At 38.1% G+C, this 16,052-nt stretch carries 19 protein-coding genes and 1 pseudogene; 15 read left to right on the forward strand and 5 right to left on the reverse strand.

Going from position 1 to position 16,052, the window contains the following annotated elements; genetic code table 11:
• Together B207_RS40875 and B207_RS40275 are read left to right on the forward strand one after the other, a co-directional pair.
• Window positions 1-617: phage tail protein (locus tag B207_RS40875; protein WP_195905375.1), on the forward strand; the 617-nt coding region annotated here is incomplete at its 5' end.
• Entirely contained in the window at window positions 614-1,288 is a 675-nt protein-coding gene (locus tag B207_RS40275; RefSeq protein ID WP_154675696.1) for a hypothetical protein, read from the forward strand. The genes B207_RS40875 and B207_RS40275, both read left to right, overlap by 4 nt.
• A 24-nt stretch (window positions 1,289-1,312) precedes the next feature.
• On the opposite strand, the gene B207_RS37395 is transcribed toward B207_RS40275, so the two are convergent.
• From B207_RS37395 to B207_RS40280, 3 genes are read right to left on the reverse strand one after another with little or no spacing between them, the layout of a single operon-like run.
• A complete protein-coding gene (locus B207_RS37395) occupies window positions 1,313-1,960 on the reverse strand; it encodes a replication-relaxation family protein (protein ID WP_018640194.1) in 648 nt (215 codons plus the stop codon).
• Window positions 1,957-3,111 (reverse strand): FtsK/SpoIIIE domain-containing protein, encoded by a 1,155-nt coding sequence (locus tag B207_RS36215; RefSeq protein WP_035742862.1) that lies wholly within the window; start codon window positions 3,109-3,111, stop codon window positions 1,957-1,959. Before B207_RS36215 ends, B207_RS37395 begins: the two co-directional genes overlap by 4 nt.
• Window positions 3,108-3,296 (reverse strand): hypothetical protein, encoded by a 189-nt coding sequence (locus tag B207_RS40280; RefSeq protein WP_154675697.1) that lies wholly within the window; start codon window positions 3,294-3,296, stop codon window positions 3,108-3,110. Before B207_RS40280 ends, B207_RS36215 begins: the two co-directional genes overlap by 4 nt.
• A gap of 395 nt (window positions 3,297-3,691) precedes the next feature.
• Between B207_RS40280 and B207_RS37400 the strand changes: the two genes are divergently transcribed.
• Window positions 3,692-3,928, forward strand: a complete 237-nt coding sequence (locus B207_RS37400) for a helix-turn-helix transcriptional regulator (protein ID WP_051102709.1) — start codon at window positions 3,692-3,694, stop codon at window positions 3,926-3,928.
• 223 nt (window positions 3,929-4,151) lie between these two features.
• Here the strand turns inward: B207_RS37400 and B207_RS40285 are convergent, their stop codons facing one another.
• Together B207_RS40285 and B207_RS39230 are read right to left on the reverse strand one after the other, a co-directional pair.
• Complete coding sequence (locus B207_RS40285; protein ID WP_154675698.1) at window positions 4,152-5,576, reverse strand: recombinase family protein; 1,425 nt, start codon at window positions 5,574-5,576, stop codon at window positions 4,152-4,154.
• Window positions 5,576-6,010 (reverse strand): helix-turn-helix domain-containing protein, encoded by a 435-nt coding sequence (locus B207_RS39230; protein ID WP_018640195.1) that lies wholly within the window; start codon window positions 6,008-6,010, stop codon window positions 5,576-5,578. The genes B207_RS40285 and B207_RS39230 overlap by 1 nt, the downstream gene beginning before the upstream one ends.
• Before the next feature lie 171 nt (window positions 6,011-6,181).
• Here B207_RS39230 and B207_RS0128990 point away from each other — a divergent pair, with 171 nt between their 5' ends.
• From B207_RS0128990 to B207_RS40315, 12 genes and pseudogenes are all read left to right on the forward strand, one after another.
• Window positions 6,182-6,406, forward strand: coding sequence for a helix-turn-helix transcriptional regulator (locus B207_RS0128990; RefSeq protein WP_026311559.1), 225 nt, complete (start codon window positions 6,182-6,184; stop codon window positions 6,404-6,406).
• A gap of 204 nt (window positions 6,407-6,610) precedes the next feature.
• Window positions 6,611-6,811, forward strand: a complete 201-nt coding sequence (locus tag B207_RS40290) for a hypothetical protein (protein ID WP_154675699.1) — start codon at window positions 6,611-6,613, stop codon at window positions 6,809-6,811.
• A 181-nt stretch (window positions 6,812-6,992) separates the two neighbouring features.
• Window positions 6,993-7,313 carry a hypothetical protein gene (locus B207_RS40295; protein ID WP_154675700.1) on the forward strand — a complete coding sequence of 107 codons (321 nt, stop codon included), beginning with the start codon at window positions 6,993-6,995 and terminating at the stop codon, window positions 7,311-7,313.
• Window positions 7,314-7,366: 53 nt separating this feature from the next.
• On the forward strand, window positions 7,367-9,703 hold the full coding sequence (locus B207_RS39235) for a phage/plasmid primase, P4 family (RefSeq protein WP_154675701.1): 2,337 nt from the start codon (window positions 7,367-7,369) through the stop codon (window positions 9,701-9,703).
• A gap of 184 nt (window positions 9,704-9,887) precedes the next feature.
• On the forward strand, window positions 9,888-10,169 hold the full coding sequence (locus B207_RS40300; protein ID WP_154675702.1) for a hypothetical protein: 282 nt from the start codon (window positions 9,888-9,890) through the stop codon (window positions 10,167-10,169).
• Window positions 10,170-10,504: 335 nt separating this feature from the next.
• Complete coding sequence (locus B207_RS39240) at window positions 10,505-10,969, forward strand: ArpU family phage packaging/lysis transcriptional regulator (RefSeq protein ID WP_084692375.1); 465 nt, start codon at window positions 10,505-10,507, stop codon at window positions 10,967-10,969.
• Window positions 10,966-11,370: an ArpU family phage packaging/lysis transcriptional regulator gene (locus tag B207_RS37415; protein WP_018640196.1), complete on the forward strand. Its 405-nt coding sequence runs from the start codon at window positions 10,966-10,968 to the stop codon at window positions 11,368-11,370. The genes B207_RS39240 and B207_RS37415 overlap by 4 nt, the downstream gene beginning before the upstream one ends.
• Window positions 11,360-11,713: an ArpU family phage packaging/lysis transcriptional regulator gene (locus tag B207_RS37420; RefSeq protein ID WP_018640197.1), complete on the forward strand. Its 354-nt coding sequence runs from the start codon at window positions 11,360-11,362 to the stop codon at window positions 11,711-11,713. Before B207_RS37415 ends, B207_RS37420 begins: the two co-directional genes overlap by 11 nt.
• Before the next feature lie 297 nt (window positions 11,714-12,010).
• Entirely contained in the window at window positions 12,011-12,637 is a 627-nt protein-coding gene (locus B207_RS40305) for a hypothetical protein (protein ID WP_154675703.1), read from the forward strand.
• The gene (locus B207_RS40310; protein WP_154675704.1) at window positions 12,637-13,071 is read left to right on the forward strand and encodes a hypothetical protein; all 435 of its coding nucleotides are present in this window, start codon (window positions 12,637-12,639) and stop codon (window positions 13,069-13,071) included. The genes B207_RS40305 and B207_RS40310 overlap by 1 nt, the downstream gene beginning before the upstream one ends.
• Before the next feature lie 101 nt (window positions 13,072-13,172).
• The gene (locus tag B207_RS37425; protein WP_230205300.1) at window positions 13,173-13,577 is read left to right on the forward strand and encodes a hypothetical protein; all 405 of its coding nucleotides are present in this window, start codon (window positions 13,173-13,175) and stop codon (window positions 13,575-13,577) included.
• An 87-nt stretch (window positions 13,578-13,664) separates the two neighbouring features.
• Window positions 13,665-16,052, forward strand: a pseudogene (locus tag B207_RS40315) (DUF2207 domain-containing protein); the annotation flags it as partial.

The raw sequence follows: 16,052 nt of genomic DNA on the forward strand, positions 1-16,052 counted from the left end.
AAAAGTGGAATAACATCAAAACCAATACGTCAACTATCTTCAACACTGTGAAAACAACAATCTCAAACATTTGGGGTGAAATAAAGACCTGGCTTTCCACAACGGCTGAGAATATCAAAACTACGGTTACTGAAAAGTTCGAAGCGTTAAGGGGAGCAATACAAGAAAAGCTATTTGCAGTAAAAACAAAGGTAATTGAAATCTGGAATGAGATCAGCACTTGGCTTTCCACAAAGGCAGAAGGTATTAAGAACACCGTAAAAGAAAAGTTCGAGGGGCTTCGATCAGCGATACAGGAGAAGATGCAAGCAGCTAAAACCAAAATCGAGGAAGTTTGGGGAGAGGCAGAATCATTTTTCTCTAATATCGATTTACTGCAGGTTGGAAAAGACATTATTCAAGGATTGATTGATGGAATAGGTGCAAAAGCTTCAGAGTTATGGTCAAAGATCCGAGAAATGGCTGCTGGGATAAAAGATACTTTCACCGATATTATGAAAATCCATTCTCCAATCAGAAAGGCTGGGAGAAGAACGAAGAGAGAAGCTAAAAAATTGAAAGCCCTTATTACATCAATTAATAAAAATGGACCAATTAAGCAGGTGATTGTCACATGACTTTAATATTGAATTATAGCTTAGGTGATGTTATTAGCGTTGTAACCAGTGATACTCGAAGAGTTTTGAATTTCTTGGATCAAAGATTGGAAACATTACCTGACGGAGATAATAAAGCTGTAAGATTAACCTTCTATACAATGTACGCTGGCGGAGGTAAAACTAAGCTGGTTGATGAGATTAAGAGAAGGTTATCGGATAAACTTTCTCCAGATGATGATTTAAACGCTTGTAGAAACTGTTTAACAAAAGTTATAGAAGACATGAAAAGCATAAAAGAATTCGAAATGAAAATGCGTAAAGAAGAAGATGTCCAGGTTATAATTACTGGTTTCTATGAAGATTGCAAAACAGGTATAGTTGCGTATAATCCCGGGATGGAAGAACCAATTATTAAAAAGTACGATTCCTTCAAAGAGGATTTACAAGTTATCGCACCATCAACAGATCATATGGAAACGATATTGAAAACAGCTGAACACAAGCCAGTGGAAGATATATTAGAGCTTCCTAACAGCATAGTTTCTTACCTTGCGACAATTCAATTCTTGCATTATAAAATTAATCCGGATGATGTCTCAGAAAAATGCAATTACACAATTTTGTTTAGAGATCCGGATAATCGATTGAACTTTTATGAAGGACAAGTTGACATGTCTGATTGGGAATAAATAAAGGGACGGGGAAGCGCTAGGCTACCCCGTTTTTAATTTCAAAGATCCTCCTTTAACCTGTATTTCATCTGCATCTGCAGTTTTGATTAGCTCAGATATATTAGAAATTTGAATGAATTTTATATTTGAGCTTTCAATTTTATACCTGGTTTCTGTAATCATAATTACAGCAGGGAACACTTTTTTATTTGCCGGCTGCCAGGGCTCCTGCTGCCATTCGTTGCTTATAAAATATGACTCATATCGTTGCACCTTCTCATTCATAACTTTTTCGGAGTAAATAGATCGCTGAATCTCCACAAAGAACGGGCCTCCCTTCCAGATCATAAAGGCATCCGGCTCCATATACCCTTTTCCATACTTAGGTTCTACAATAAAGGTTTTAGGGGTATCCCATTTTTGGGTCACCTTATAAAACTCCACAATCTTCAGGAAGTGAGGAATCTTTGTAGAGTCCTTCTTAATGCCGGCTGGGGAAGTAAAGTATATATAAGGCTGCCGGTCTTTATTAACCTCGATATACCCATCCCTTCGCAACCTCTTCAGAACCGTATTACAGCATGTAACCGGCTGTTTTAATCCTTTGAAGTGTAAATCTATAATGTCATCCCTTGTCATGCAGCGGAAGCGATTCAAATCGTTAATAATAGCAAGATCACGCTTTTTCATTCGTCTAACACCCCGAATATATTCTCTTGGATTTCCGTTGTTTCTAGCTCCTTCTCAAAGTGCATAGAAGGGGTTTCTTTAGCGTTTCTACCCCTAATAGACTTATAGGGTTCCAATATCTTTTCGACTTCATCCTCATTTAAATATGGAGCCTGCAGTTCGATTAGCTCATCAAGATTCAGCAGGAATGTTCCAGGCGAATCCTTGCTTATTTTTTCACTGCCCGGGGTTTCACCCATCAAGGCATTCCGGAGGTCAACTGTTCGGAAGCCCATCCGAACGGATATAACACCTCGGATATCAGAATCAAGTATCTTGTGAGAAGGACGCTGCATAGAAAGAATTACGTAAATGGCATATGCCCTCCCCAGCGAAGCGATTTGAAGAATCTCGGCCATGATCTCTCTATCCCGAATCATAACAAACTCATCTAAAGCGAATACAATAGCCGGCCTTCTATCATCTTCCGGAACCTTGCTCATATGCCTTACTCGGTATTTCTTTAGTAATTGCCCTCTGAGTGTAAGTTCGTTCATTAAATAGGCCAGCTGGGGCTTTAAATCCTTGGTGGTATAGCATACACCTCTAACATGCTCCACGCGTTCATAAACACAGAATTCACTCATTTTAAAGTCGGCTAATACCAGCTGCAGTTCTTCTGGAGGGAAGTATTGAATCAATGTGGATAGAATGACATGTAATATAGAGCTCTTACCACTGCCGGGCTGGCCGAATATTAAAAGGTTTGGATTGTTTTTTGCATCGTATATATGAAGTTTTTTGTTTCTGTCCTGGCCGCAAATTATGGGAAGGGAATAGTTTTCTTTTTGGATAATCTCTTTCAGCTGTTCGAAATTATAGGGGAGGATATCTTTTTGGGAGTTGTCATTAATTATTAGGGTGAATTTTTTTATTTCTCCTTCCAGCTGAGCTTTCTTCCCGAATTCTTGCTGAAATACATAGAAGTTTTTCTTTAATAACTTAGGGTCTAACCCATTGGGTAGGGTGAAGGTTATAGTTGTAGTTTTTCCAATTACAACCCCATGAATCTTAGGGAAAATGGGACGTTCTAAATCGCCTAAATATAACTGGCCAGACTTGAAGACTTTAACCATCTTTCTGCGGACCTTTAATTTCTCCCACATGCTCATAAGATCCACCTGATTAATGAATTAGTTTCGATAAAGTAGATTCCAGCAGCAAAGCCGGCCAATGGAATAATGATCTTTAAAGCTGTATTAAGACCATGAAAGCCCAGGTCACTTAATGTCCTGTCTAATACAGCCAGGGCGATAGTTGCACCACCGGCCAGGATAATCGTGGGTGAAAATAACATAAGAAGTCCTCCTTTATTTTGGGTTGGACAAAAATGTCTAACTGTTAGTCTTTTTTTGCTAAGAGTAATTGTCCGGCTTTTGCACAAAAATGTTCAAAAGTCCTGTATAAAGTTTGTTGAGATGGGCATTGGTCGCTTTCCATTCACTTCGTTCACTCGCTCCCTTTAAACAGATTTTAATTTGTTGGGTTATCGTCAATTCTGAAGATATTACTTTGATAGTGATACTTTGGTAAATACTTTGGTTGAAACTATGGTCAATTTTTGTTTACTGCTTTGGTAGCTACCTTGATAAAGCCTATGATGCACTGGTTGTCCACGTTTCATATTTTTTTGAAGTTTAGAAAATTAAATTCTTGGCCAAGCTGTTATTAAAAATCAGGGAGGTAAGGAGTATGTTTGATTGGTTTTCATTAGGCAAAAGAAGGTCTAAGTTTGGAAGGTTCTTGGATAAGCATGAATTAACTCAGCAGCAAGTTGTAGAAAAAAGCGGTGTCAGTAGGGGAACGATCAGCAGGATATGCCAGGCTGATAATTTGGCACCGACTATGAAGAATGCCAGAAAGATTATTCAAGCAGTAAGGGATCTGACCGGCAAGAATGTCGATTATGATGATTTTTGGAGTATGTAAATGAAGGATAAAGAAAAGGAAATCATTATTAAGTCGCCTCATATAAGTGAGAGTACACAAAGGGAAATGACTAAGTTTTTTTGGAAGACATCTATTCCGAGGATATTGAAAGAAAGAGCTAAGAACAAACAAGATTATGAAGATGAGAAACCCTGATAATATCAGGGTTTTTTTGTGCTACTTTGATGGCGTTCGCCACACCTCTAGTCTACAAAAGAATCCTTTAACCAAGCTTAAATTCTTGGATTAATACGGAAGGGGTTCTTCCTCGTCCAAGTTTATAATCTTTAGGTATATCAACTACAATCTCTTCAAACAACTCATTTATAAAACTCTTCTTTTCAATTTCATTTGCTGTTTCCCATGAATCTCTGAAATCCTTCAGAAGAGAAATAATGGTTTCTTTATCCAGAGGTACTTCATTTGATGAATAATGTTCCAGCTGCTCTTTTAACAGGACTTCACGTTTTGTATCTTCTTGAGTCATAGAAATATATTCATCTTGACTCATTACTCCGTTTCCTAAAGCTAAAAGCCAATTCTTTTTTCTTGTTTTAATTGAATCTAATTCATGCTGTATATCTTGCAGCATTCTTTCTTGTTCAATCAGTTCCGGCTGATTGATCTCAAAATCCTTAACTAAGTTGAAAAAACGGTCTGGATCATCCGGAGAAAGACTTCTTAAAAACACTTCAACCAATGCTCTTTCGGTGAACATCGGCAAATCACAAGTACCTTTGTTTTTCTTTGAGATACAAATGTAATGTTTTGTTCCCCGTTCTTTTTTGTAATATCCAGAAAGAGAGGATCCGCAGCGGCCACATTTCAAAACACCTGAAAAAGGGTAGGGGGATGTGGTTTTTTTTCCTTCTATACTTCTTTTTTTTCTCAGCGCCTGCGCTTGCTCAAATAACTCAGTATTTATTATGGGTTCGTGAGTTTCTTCAGCAAAGATAATAGAATCCATCTTTGAATTATTAGCCCATCTTAATTTTCCTGTATAAACGGGGTTCTCCAGCATACGGCTTATTGTCCTTATATCTTTGTTAATACCAAATTGATTTAGGTATAAGACAATTGACCTTATTCCTTTACCGTTGGTATATAATCGAAAAATTTCCCTAACAAAGCGGGCTTCCTCTTCGTTGATGATTAATTTACCATTGTGAAGCTTATAACCATATGGAGCTTTTCCTCCATTGCGTTCACCTAATGTAGCTTTTTTCATCATACCCATTTGAACGCGCTCAGCAAGCTGTTCACGCTCGAATTGAGCAAGTGAGGCAAATATGTTTATAAGAAGCTTTCCTTGCGCTGTAGTAGTGTCATAAGGCTCTGTGGCACTTTTGAATGAGACTGAGTTATTTTCAAATGTTTGTAGTAACTCATTAATATCTGCAACGCTCCTGGAAAGGCGATCTAACTTATACACCAGGACAACATTAAATTGATCTAATTCCTTTATTAATAACTTTAATTGTGGACGATTAGTATTTTTTGCTGAGTGTCCTTCTTCTATATAGACCTTTTTAACTTCCCAACCTTGTGAATAACAAAAGGCTTCTAGCTTATCTTGTTGAGCTGCTAATGAAAAACCTTCTTTCGCTTGTTCATCGGTTGAAACTCGTATGTAAATGGCCGTTCTCATTATCCTTGTTCCTTTCGTTCCTTTGCACGGGTAATCATCATTTTAAAATGGTCGTTTATTAGACTTATATCTTCCTTATTCAATTGTTCCCATTCACTAAAATCAAAAATTTCTAACACAGGTTCATCATCTCTAAAACCAGCCAAGTATTGAATAAACCACCCTATATTATCCATTTCGGTTTTCATTTTTTCTGGATCAATTATATTCTCTTCGTCCATTTTAAAGAAATAAGGTTTATCTGATCTGCCTAATAAATAATCTGAAGATACTCCCAAAACTTCGGATAAGTCTAATAACATTTCATTGGAGGGAGTACTATAATTCGTTTCATAATTAGATATTGTAGACTTTTTTGTCTTAACTTTTTCGGCTAACTGCTCTTGTGTATATCCCTTGGCTTTTCTGGCTTCTCTTAGTCTTTTTGAAAACATTAAAATTCACTCCTTCTATTAAAGTTCAAATATATTGTACTTTATATTTGAGAAAAATCAAATATAGTTCAAGAAACTCATACTTTTATATTGACATACAAGATACTTGGACTTATACTTAGGTTAAGTTCAAAAAAGTTGAACACGAGAGGTGAAATCGAGGTGAAATCCATGAGGAAAAACTATGCTCTGATAAGAGCAAGAAAAGAAAAAGAGTTGACACAACAAATGTTAGCGGAATTAATGGATTGCCAAAAAACCACAATAAGCAATTGGGAAAATGGTTATGCGAGGCCGAACTTAGCTGACGCTTTTAAACTCTCTAAGATTCTAGAAAAAAGGTTAGACAGTCTTTTTTTTAATACAGAAGTACAAGAATCTCATACTTTTAACTAAAAATAATATGAGTATATTGGACAATGCCATCCACATAGAATCTGCCAAGGAGGGATTTGATGATAATAATACCGGCTGAAAAGTTAGCTTTAGCGGTTCAAAAGCATTTGTTGCCTGGAGTTATCCGAAAATTAGCTAAGGAGCAAGAAATGGCGAACCAGAATGAAAGCACTACCCGGGAAAAGATCGGAGGTTGATAAAAACATGAACAAGTGGCAGCAAAGGCTAGAAGAAGCGCAAAAGGATTTAGCTTCTTCCAAAGAATGGATTGATGAAAATTTCTTGTCCTTACCTGATTCAGTGAGATCAATAATTATCAGCGGATTGGGAGCTACAGAAAGAAGCATTGAAACTTATAAAGAGCTTGCTGCTAAGGCTGAAGAACAGGAGGGTGAGAATATTTGAAAAAACCTGAGATCTCCATTGAAACTCAACAAACTATAATTCTCTTACTATTGCAAACATCGGTGCCGCGGATATTGGAAAACAAGAAAGTTAATTAAGCCTTCATAGGCTTCTCTTTTTTACACACCATGCGAAAAAACACGATTTTTATTAGGAATAAAAAACCAAGGAGGAAAATCAAATGCCAGCAGACATCAAAAACTTATCTTTCGAATTAGAACATGAATTAGATGCTATGTCCGTCAATTTATTAACTCTTCAAGATACAGAAGTTCTTTTAAGTCAATTGTTGGATGACATGGATAAGGCGGTATATCTGGGAGAGGAAAAGGCTTATTATCCAGAAAATCATCGCACAGTAAGGGTTTTGTGGAATCTCATCAGGCACACATTGAGTGATTTAAACCTCCAGGTTGAAGAGTTAGACAAGATTGCCGCCTCGATTAGGCAGCAAGCATTAAACCAAGTTGATACACAAATCGAATCAAGGAATGCTGTTTAAATTTAATAACTCTACATCAATGCATTGCGCATGGGAGGGAGACTTGATGAATAGTGAACCAGACAAAATATAGTTTTAGCAATATACCTGACGAACTCAAGCTCACTAATCAGTGGGTCTTATGGAGAATCGAGAAACGGAATGGAAAGGAAACAAAAGTACCTTACCAGGCTGATGGATCAATGGCTAAGTCTAACGATAGGCGCACTTGGTCCTCATTTAATGCTGCTGCAAACACCTATCTTAATGGTGGATATAACGGAATCGGCTTCATGTTTTCGAAAGAAGATCCTTTTATAGGTCTGGATTTGGATAAATGTATCGCTGATGGAAAATACTCTGATCTTGCTGAAGAAATATCGGAAATGATGGACAGCTATACCGAGATTTCACCAAGCGGTAAAGGCATCCACATCATTGTTAAAGGGGAGCTTCCCATTGATAAGGGAACCGGCAATAAGAATTCTTCCCTTGGATTAGAAATCTACAGATATGGAAGATACTTCACTTTCACCGGAAATTCGCAGAATGTAACTGAAGTTATGGAGAGAACAGACGAACTAAGGCAATTATTCCAGAAATATTTTTCAGAAAAAGAAAAGAAGGTTCAAAGCTATAAAAAGCCAGCCATAAACAGCACTCAAAATTTATCAAATGCAGAATTGTGGGAGAGAATGTTCCGCAGCTCAAATGGACTGGCTATCCGATCACTATTCGATGGGCAGCTGATAAATGGCGATCATTCTTCCACAGATATTGCTTTGTGTAATCATTTAGCATTCTGGACAAATAAAAATGCCTTTCAAATGGATTCAATGTTCAGGGAATCTAGTCTTATTCGAGAAAAGTGGGACAAGCAGCATTCTTCCGATGGCCGTACATATGGCGAAATGACAATAGAGAATGCTATTCGATCAACGAATACTGTTAGAGAGGATTTCCAATCACGTGAATATCCAAAAGGAACTTCAAAACAAAAAAATAAAAAAAAGTCATTCCCCAAAACCGACTTAGGTAATGCTGAACGATTAATTGACAGATATGGTGAAAATTTAAGATATTGTCCGCCTTTTGCAAGTTGGTTTGTTTGGCAGGGTAATAGATGGCTTCAAGATTTGACGAATGAAGTTGAACTATATGCCAAAGAAACTGTTCGTCATATGGGGAAGTCAGCATATGACATGGAGGATCCTGACCTTGGCTTAGTAAGTCATGCTGTTAAATCAGAGTCTATGGGAAGGATTATGTCAATGATCTCATTAGCTAAATCAGAAATGGGAATTCCTATACTTCCCCAGGAATTGGATAGTGATACTTGGAAGCTAAATTGCGAAAACGGAACAATTGATTTAAAGACAGGCAAATTGATACCGCATAATAGGCTCGATTTAATCACTAAAATTGCACCAGTTGTTTATGATCCGAATGCAAAATGTCCTAACTGGATTTCTTTTCTAAAGAGCATCATGAAAAATGAAAGAGGAGAAGAAAGTCTAGAACTAATTAATTACTTACAGAGGATTATTGGATATAGCCTTACTGGTGACACAAGTGAGCAAGTAATGTTTTTCCTATATGGATCCGGACGAAACGGGAAAAGCACCTTCATTAATACAATCAAGGAAATGTTGGGGGATTATGCAAGTCAAGCAAACTCAGATACTTTCATGGTCCGAAACAGCGAAAGAATAAACAATGATATAGCCGCACTAAAAGGAGCCCGACTTGTTTCAACTGTAGAAAGTGAGAAGGGAAAAAAGCTGGCAGAATCATTAATTAAGCAGCTGACAGGCGGAGAAACAATTAAAGCTCGTTTCATGCATAAAGACTTCTTTGAATATCTACCTCAATTTAAAATTTTCTTTACTACTAACCATATGCCAAACATTGATGGCACCGATACAGGAATTTGGCGAAGGATTAGGCTAATCCCTTTTACTGTAACTATATCTGAAGAAGATAAGGATAAAAAGTTGCCGGAAAAATTACAAGCTGAATTACCAGGCATACTCCGCTGGGCTGTGGAAGGATGCCTGAAATATCAAAAGGAAGGCTTAGGGCTTCCGGCCGAAGTAATTGCAGCAACCAAACAGTACAGAACTGAAATGGATAAGCTTGAAGGATTTTTATCTGAGTGCTGTACTATTGATCCTTCCCAAAAAACTACCACTAAAAACCTTTGGCTTACTTATGAATGTTGGTGTCGTGATAACGGGGAGGAAAATGACAAACTGAGTAAAAAAGCCTTTTTAGCTAGTTTGAAAGAAAAGATGAATACAGAAGGACGTTATTATGAGCAAGTCCGAATTGGTTCAAAAGGCGATAGAGGATATCAAGGAATCGGGATTCCACCAGCTTATGCGTCAGTTCAGTCAGCATTTCAAATTTAAGTGTCAGTAACTCAAACCCTTGGTATATAAAGCATTATATCTATTATTTATTTTTTCTGACACAACTGACGTAAAAAAAAGAAAGTATATATAAGAAAAAATATAGGGATTTTACAAAAACAGCGTCAGTTGTGTCAGTTGTGTCAGTAAATAAATCAAAATCAAAAGAAAGGTAGGTCGAAGAATGAATAAAAGACGATTATTAGCTTTTGTGTTACCAGGACATAGCGAATATGATGATCAACTGTGGGATTTACTAAAGGATGCACAAAATACGAATATAGAAGGTTATGATCATGCGAAACTTTTTCCTTATTTCTTATTAGCGGGAGCAGAAATAAAGAATGAGCAGGATACGTTCATTATCACGGTCGATTGGTCATTTGAAGAAACCTTTTTTAAATACCTTCATGAGTTGTTAAAGAAGCACGGTTACGGAGGTTTCGAACCCTTATCTTTATATTAATTTAAGAAGAAAGGTCGTGTAAGAAATTGAAGAAAAAACATGATGCTCCAGTCTTATTAGGAATTGAAAGAAGTACTGATGGATGTATGGCCGTTTGGTGTCCATATTGTGCGGATTTCCATCGTCATGGAAATGAGCAGGGCCATGTAAGAGCACATTGCATAGATGATAACAGTCCGTATCACGAAACCGGCTATTACATCAAAAAAGCTAAGTATTATGGACGAAATGTGCTAATTGAGGAAAAAGAAAAAAACGCCACCTGGTAGGTAGACGTTTAAGGGGACACTGAATCGTTATCTCATACTCGAAATATACCATACGAGGTGGTGTCTGTGGAACTGCTAAAATCTTTATCTGCTGCTGAGAAAAAGAAAATTAGAAAAGCTGTTGAAGGTGAGTTGGAACGGTACCGTATTTATAAAACTACAGCTTTAGTAAGGCGAGAGGTTCAGAGTACACCCTCTTATGAACCGCGGTACCATGGCCCAACAAATAAACGCTCTGATCAAACAGCAAGGGCAGCAATCTTCAATGTGGAGGAAGAACGGAAACGAGAGGGATTTTGCAATCTCATTGATCAAGCTGTAGGAAGCCTTCCAGAGAAGGAACGCTTTCTCATTGAACAACGCTATATCGGTAAAGACAGTGAGTATATATCTGATTGCAAATTATACTCATTTATCTTTGATCCACCAATAAGTGAGCCTACTTACTCAAAAATAAGAAACAGAGCGATTATCAAGCTTGCCTTATCATTAGGAATCATTGATTTCAATGGAGAGGTGAGCATTACATGAAAACATCCAGGAAATTGGTTGAATCAGCATTAGAAAAGTACCGAATGTATTTACTAACCATTCCGGAATATAAGCTGCCAAAAATCACAGCTACATACACCTTTGTTCCTAAAGGGACATCAGACCCCAGCTATTCCGGAATTGAAAAAGCAGTCATTGAAAAAGTGGATTATGAACGTGAAAGACTCGAGTACATCACATTGATCCAGAAGGCTGTAAACCGATTAAACAGTAAGGAAAGGCAACTGATCATTAGGCGCTACAAGATGGATGAGGATGAAGATGCTTTCGATTATGAAATATACAACGACATGGGTGTCAGTGAATCTCATTACTACAAAGTAAAAAGAAAAGCATTGGATAAGTTAGCTATTATTTTGGGGATCACGAATGATATCTGATAAGGAGCTCCAAAGAATAATAGCTCAGGAGTTAAAGCTGTATAAGACATACAAGGTGGCCATAGAAAACAAACGTGAATTAACTGCAGCAGGGCTAAATAAAGTCTTTCCCGTCTTAGTCGATAGTGATGCAGCTAAGGAGCTTAAATGCAAGCAGATTGACCGCGCGCTCTCTGATGCTTTAACAAATGATGAGCGAATGATCTTAGAAAGAAAATACTTTGGCCGCCAACAAGAAACGGATCTATCCCTCTACTTAGATTTAGGGTTAAGCAAAGGACAATACTATGAAATCAAAAAGCAGGCGATAGAGCAGCTGGCTATAGCTCTGGGGATTATTTAATGTTCATTGTCCATAAGAATTACTTATCTATTTTTCGAAATAACATAAATTTATTGAATGCCTTTAAGGGGGTGGTGTTTCAGCTAAACAATCAAACCTGGAGGAGGTGGGAACAAAAAAATAATTTTTATATAGTCCCCCCCACCAAAAAATTTCAAAAAAATTTCAAATTGGGGCACCGGGGGTGGGGGTCGATTCTCCAAATTTTTTCGGATATTACGCGCGTATAGGGGGGGACCCCGAATGAAAGAGCTGAAAATTATTTAAAACAAAACTAAAAATTCGGAGGAGAAACAAATGGAAAACATGAACCCGATTGACGAAAATCAATATTTCGTAGAATCCAAGAAAGCTATTCAAGTAGTTTTGGATAAGGAACAATACTTGGCCAAACAGATGCCAACCGCAGACAAATTGAGATTATTAAAAGAACATAAGGAATCCACAAAGTCTCCGGAAGAGTATGAAGACCTTGAGAAACTCGAAAAAGAACTCGAAAGAAAAATCCGGTTTAATCAACTTATAGAACCAGCGGTGCCAGAAGAATACAGGGAGACTCTGAAAAGGAACGCTGTGGTCGAGAAGCTGGAAGTTGATAATAAATTAAATGAATTGAAGGCGGAATTAAAGGACCGTATTGAATACCTGGAAAATGAGTTAGTGCCTTTAATTGATAATATAAGGCAGCTGGAAAAAATGAGCAAAATCCCTAATCAAATTGATGCTATTCTCGATTTAACTATCGGGGAGGGAGCACCGGTAACAGCCAATTATAGATTACAATTATTAACCCAGACGAATGATGAAACGCAAGCTGGAGAAGCTCTACAAGCTTTGAGCAATGTAATAAAATCGCTAAAAAAAATTGAAGTACCAATAGAAACAAAAGGCTTATTAAACTTTTTGAAAAGAGGTAAGAAATAATGCACGCATATGAAAAAGAAATTGCTAAAAGAGAAGGATTAATGCCGTTGTGCAGCTACCCTTACAAAGTGATTCCAGTCTCAGATCAAGCCAAATTATTTTTTGCTCTTTTTAACAAGAAACGGGGTCCGATCGAGAAAACGACTCCACAATTTATTGAGAAGTACCTGAAAACAGATAAATTCCCATTCACGGGTAAAATTTCTTTTTATTACGATAATCCGAATGAATCCGAACGAGGAAACGAAGTTAGATCTTTAGTTAATTGGAATATGGCTGAAAACTGGGTGCCAGGTATTCAACATCCGAAAAGTGGCAAAATCTCTACTCAAAGAACCTTAGAAGAAGGTAAAGATTATCGGATTGAAATTGGCGAAAAGATTATGAATGAACAGCCGAAAAAACTCAGTTTTAACGATATTAAGGCTTTATAGGCAGTTACTCCCCCCTCAACCTTAAATAAAACATTAAACCCGGGGACCGGGGAGGGGGAAGTTCTTCCAATAGCGCGGCTTTTTGAACTTGGGGAGGGGGTGTGACCCAAGAAAAAGCTGTTAGTAAAAAAATTAGTAGCAATAAAAAGGGAGAGATTGAATTGGAAAAAACAATTGTTATCGATGGCCAGGAAGTTAAATTTAAATCTACTGCAGGTACACCAACACGTTACAGACAGCAGTTTGGCAAGGATCTTTTAGGTGATGTCATCAAGCTAGGTGAACTGGCCAAGATCAACGAAAATGATTCGAAAGATTTGAACTCAATTAGCGAAGCAGATTTTCAGACCTTTTATAATCTGGCCTGGATTTTTGCAAAAACAGCAGATAAGGAAATTCCAGATCCATTAACATGGATGGATCAATTCGATTCATTTCCAATACTCGATATACTTCCCGATATTCAGGAAATGTTGATGTCATGTATCGGTGTGAGGAAAGCTTAATAATTCAAATGAATCAATACAGTCAAAGGAGGGGCAATAAAAGTCAAACTGTCCTTCCTTTTTATTAAAAAGTTAAGAGGTGAAACTATGGCAAGCAGCAGAATTAAAGGAATTACCGTTGAAATCGGTGGAGATACGGTTGGACTTCAGAATGCTCTTAGAGATGTAAATAATCGGACCAAGGAAGTCCAGCAGGAATTAAAAGATGTTGAACGACTTCTCAAATTTGATCCTAACAATGTTGAACTTCTTGCTCAGAGGCAGCAATTGCTGACAGAAGCTGTTCAATCCACAACCGATAAATTAAATCAGCTAAAAAGTGCTGAAGCACAAGTGCAGGCACAATTTGAACGTGGTGAAATATCACAGGAACAATATCGGGGTTTCCGTCGGGAATTACAGCAGACTGAACAGCAGTTAAATGGCTATCAGCAGGCTTTGGTTGATATGGACGCGGAGCAAGGAAGGGTAGAACAAGGCACGCGTAATCTGGAAACTTTATTTCAAGCTACAGGAACCTCTGTACAGAATTATGCAAACGTAATAGGGCAAAGGTTAGTCAGAGCGATTCAGGACGGCACAGCGACCAGCAGGGACTTGGAATATGCTTTTCAACGTATTGGCAGAGACGCAATAGGTGCTAATGGAGATATTGAACGACTTAGGACAACTCTTCAATCTGTGGATAACGGAAGCTCTATCCAAAGTGTTCGCCAGGATCTTATGAACTTGCAAATGGAGGCCCAGGAAACAGAAGAAGCGGTTGAAGGGATTGGTGATAGTTTACAAAATGTCGCAGGGGCTTTGGTTGCCGGTGGTGGTATAGCGGGAGCTATCAGTGAGGCATTGGACGTTTCTGAACTAGATACAAAAATAGACGTTTCATTCAATGTTCCTGAGGAATCTAAAGCATCCATTAAAGATGCAGTAAGAGGAGTAATGGCTTACGGTATTGATGCAGAGGCTGCCCTGGAGGGTGTAAGAAGGCAATGGGCTTTAAATAAAGATGAAAGCGATGCGGCTAATACAGCAGTAATAAAAGGCGCACAAACTATTGCTAAAAAGTATGCACAAATCGACTTTGTGGAGTTGATCCAGGAAACGAATGAAGTTGCTGCAGCATTGGGGATTTCAAATGAAGAAGCATTGGGTCTAACCAACACGCTTCTTGATACCGGCTTTCCTCCTGAACAACTTGATATTATTTCTGAATATGGAACACAGTTAAAAATGGCTGGGTACGATGCTGAGACAATACAAAATATCTTTGCTGCAGGGGTAGATACAAAAACTTGGAACATTGATAACCTTTTGGATGGTCTTAAAGAGGGGCGAATTGGACTTGCAGAGTTTGGTTTAGAAGTTCCACAAGCTTTGAAAGATGTGCTGTCTCAAACTGACATCTCCGAAAAGCAAATTAAAAAGTGGGGCCAAGCAGTAGCAGCTGGAGGCGAAGAAGGAAAGACAGCCATGTTTGAGGTATCAAAAGCCTTGGCGGGAGTGAAAGATGAAACTGTTCGAAATGAAATGGGTGTGCAACTTTTCGGCACAATGTGGGAAGAACAGGGAGTTAAAATTGTTGATACCCTTATGAACGCTGAAAAGGGTACAGCGGATTTAAGTGAAGGTATGAAAAAGCTTAAAGAAGACGGAGCGGCAATTGATGCTTCTCCAGTTGTTTCCCTCCAGCAAGCCTTCCAAGATATAAAGAAGGCTTTAGAACCTTTATTAGCCATAATAGCCGATGTGATTGGCAAATTCGCTAAATGGATCTCTGATAATCCCACATTAGCAGCTACCATAGCTGCAGTAGCAACGGCAGTAGGTGTAATAGTCGGAGCCTTAATGGCGTTAGCACCTATAGCCACATCTATTATAACTGCCATGGGGACGCTGGGCTTAACATTTAGCGCGATTGCGGGACCAATCGGAATTGCTATAGCTGCAATTGGAGGATTAATCGTTGCTGGTATAGCAATTTATAAAAATTGGGATGACATTAGTGCTAAGGCGATTGAAATATGGGGTTCAATAACGGATTGGTTTTCGCAAACCTTGGCGACTATTTCAGAAGGATTTTCAGTGACTTGGGAAGGGATCAAAACATGGTTGGGCGAAACTTGGAATTCCATAAAAGAAACTGCCGCCAATGTGTGGAATGGCATTAAAGAATTTTTCCTAACCTGGTGGGATGAAATTCTTGCAGCTTTCGGTGGACCAATAGGCATCCTTGTTTATCTCATTGCAAGTAACTGGGACACAATTAAATCTAAAACCACTGAGGTTTGGAATAGTATTAAGTCATTTTTCAAAGAAACATGGGATGGAATCAAAAATACGGTTACCACAATCGTAAACACTGTCACCAGTTTCATCAGTGAAAAGTGGAATAACATCAAAACCAATACGTCAACTATCTTCAACACTGTGAAAACAACAATCTCAAACATTTGGGGTGAAATAAAGACCTGGCTT

It is taken from the genome of Parafrankia elaeagni (assembly GCF_000374165.1).
GTDB lineage: Bacteria > Actinomycetota > Actinomycetes > Frankiales > Frankiaceae > Parafrankia > Parafrankia elaeagni.

Coding starts and splice junctions, on each gene's coding strand:
- B207_RS40275 (WP_154675696.1), top strand. CDS start 614: ATGACTTTAATATTGAATTATAGCTTAGGTGATGTTATTAGCGTTGTA.
- B207_RS37395 (WP_018640194.1), bottom strand. CDS start 1,960: ATGAAAAAGCGTGATCTTGCTATTATTAACGATTTGAATCGCTTCCGC.
- B207_RS36215 (WP_035742862.1), bottom strand. CDS start 3,111: ATGAGCATGTGGGAGAAATTAAAGGTCCGCAGAAAGATGGTTAAAGTC.
- B207_RS40280 (WP_154675697.1), bottom strand. CDS start 3,296: ATGTTATTTTCACCCACGATTATCCTGGCCGGTGGTGCAACTATCGCC.
- B207_RS37400 (WP_051102709.1), top strand. CDS start 3,692: ATGTTTGATTGGTTTTCATTAGGCAAAAGAAGGTCTAAGTTTGGAAGG.
- B207_RS40285 (WP_154675698.1), bottom strand. CDS start 5,576: ATGAGAACGGCCATTTACATACGAGTTTCAACCGATGAACAAGCGAAA.
- B207_RS39230 (WP_018640195.1), bottom strand. CDS start 6,010: ATGTTTTCAAAAAGACTAAGAGAAGCCAGAAAAGCCAAGGGATATACA.
- B207_RS0128990 (WP_026311559.1), top strand. CDS start 6,182: ATGAGGAAAAACTATGCTCTGATAAGAGCAAGAAAAGAAAAAGAGTTG.
- B207_RS40290 (WP_154675699.1), top strand. CDS start 6,611: ATGAACAAGTGGCAGCAAAGGCTAGAAGAAGCGCAAAAGGATTTAGCT.
- B207_RS40295 (WP_154675700.1), top strand. CDS start 6,993: ATGCCAGCAGACATCAAAAACTTATCTTTCGAATTAGAACATGAATTA.
- B207_RS40300 (WP_154675702.1), top strand. CDS start 9,888: ATGAATAAAAGACGATTATTAGCTTTTGTGTTACCAGGACATAGCGAA.
- B207_RS37415 (WP_018640196.1), top strand. CDS start 10,966: ATGAAAACATCCAGGAAATTGGTTGAATCAGCATTAGAAAAGTACCGA.
- B207_RS37420 (WP_018640197.1), top strand. CDS start 11,360: ATGATATCTGATAAGGAGCTCCAAAGAATAATAGCTCAGGAGTTAAAG.
- B207_RS40305 (WP_154675703.1), top strand. CDS start 12,011: ATGGAAAACATGAACCCGATTGACGAAAATCAATATTTCGTAGAATCC.
- B207_RS40310 (WP_154675704.1), top strand. CDS start 12,637: ATGCACGCATATGAAAAAGAAATTGCTAAAAGAGAAGGATTAATGCCG.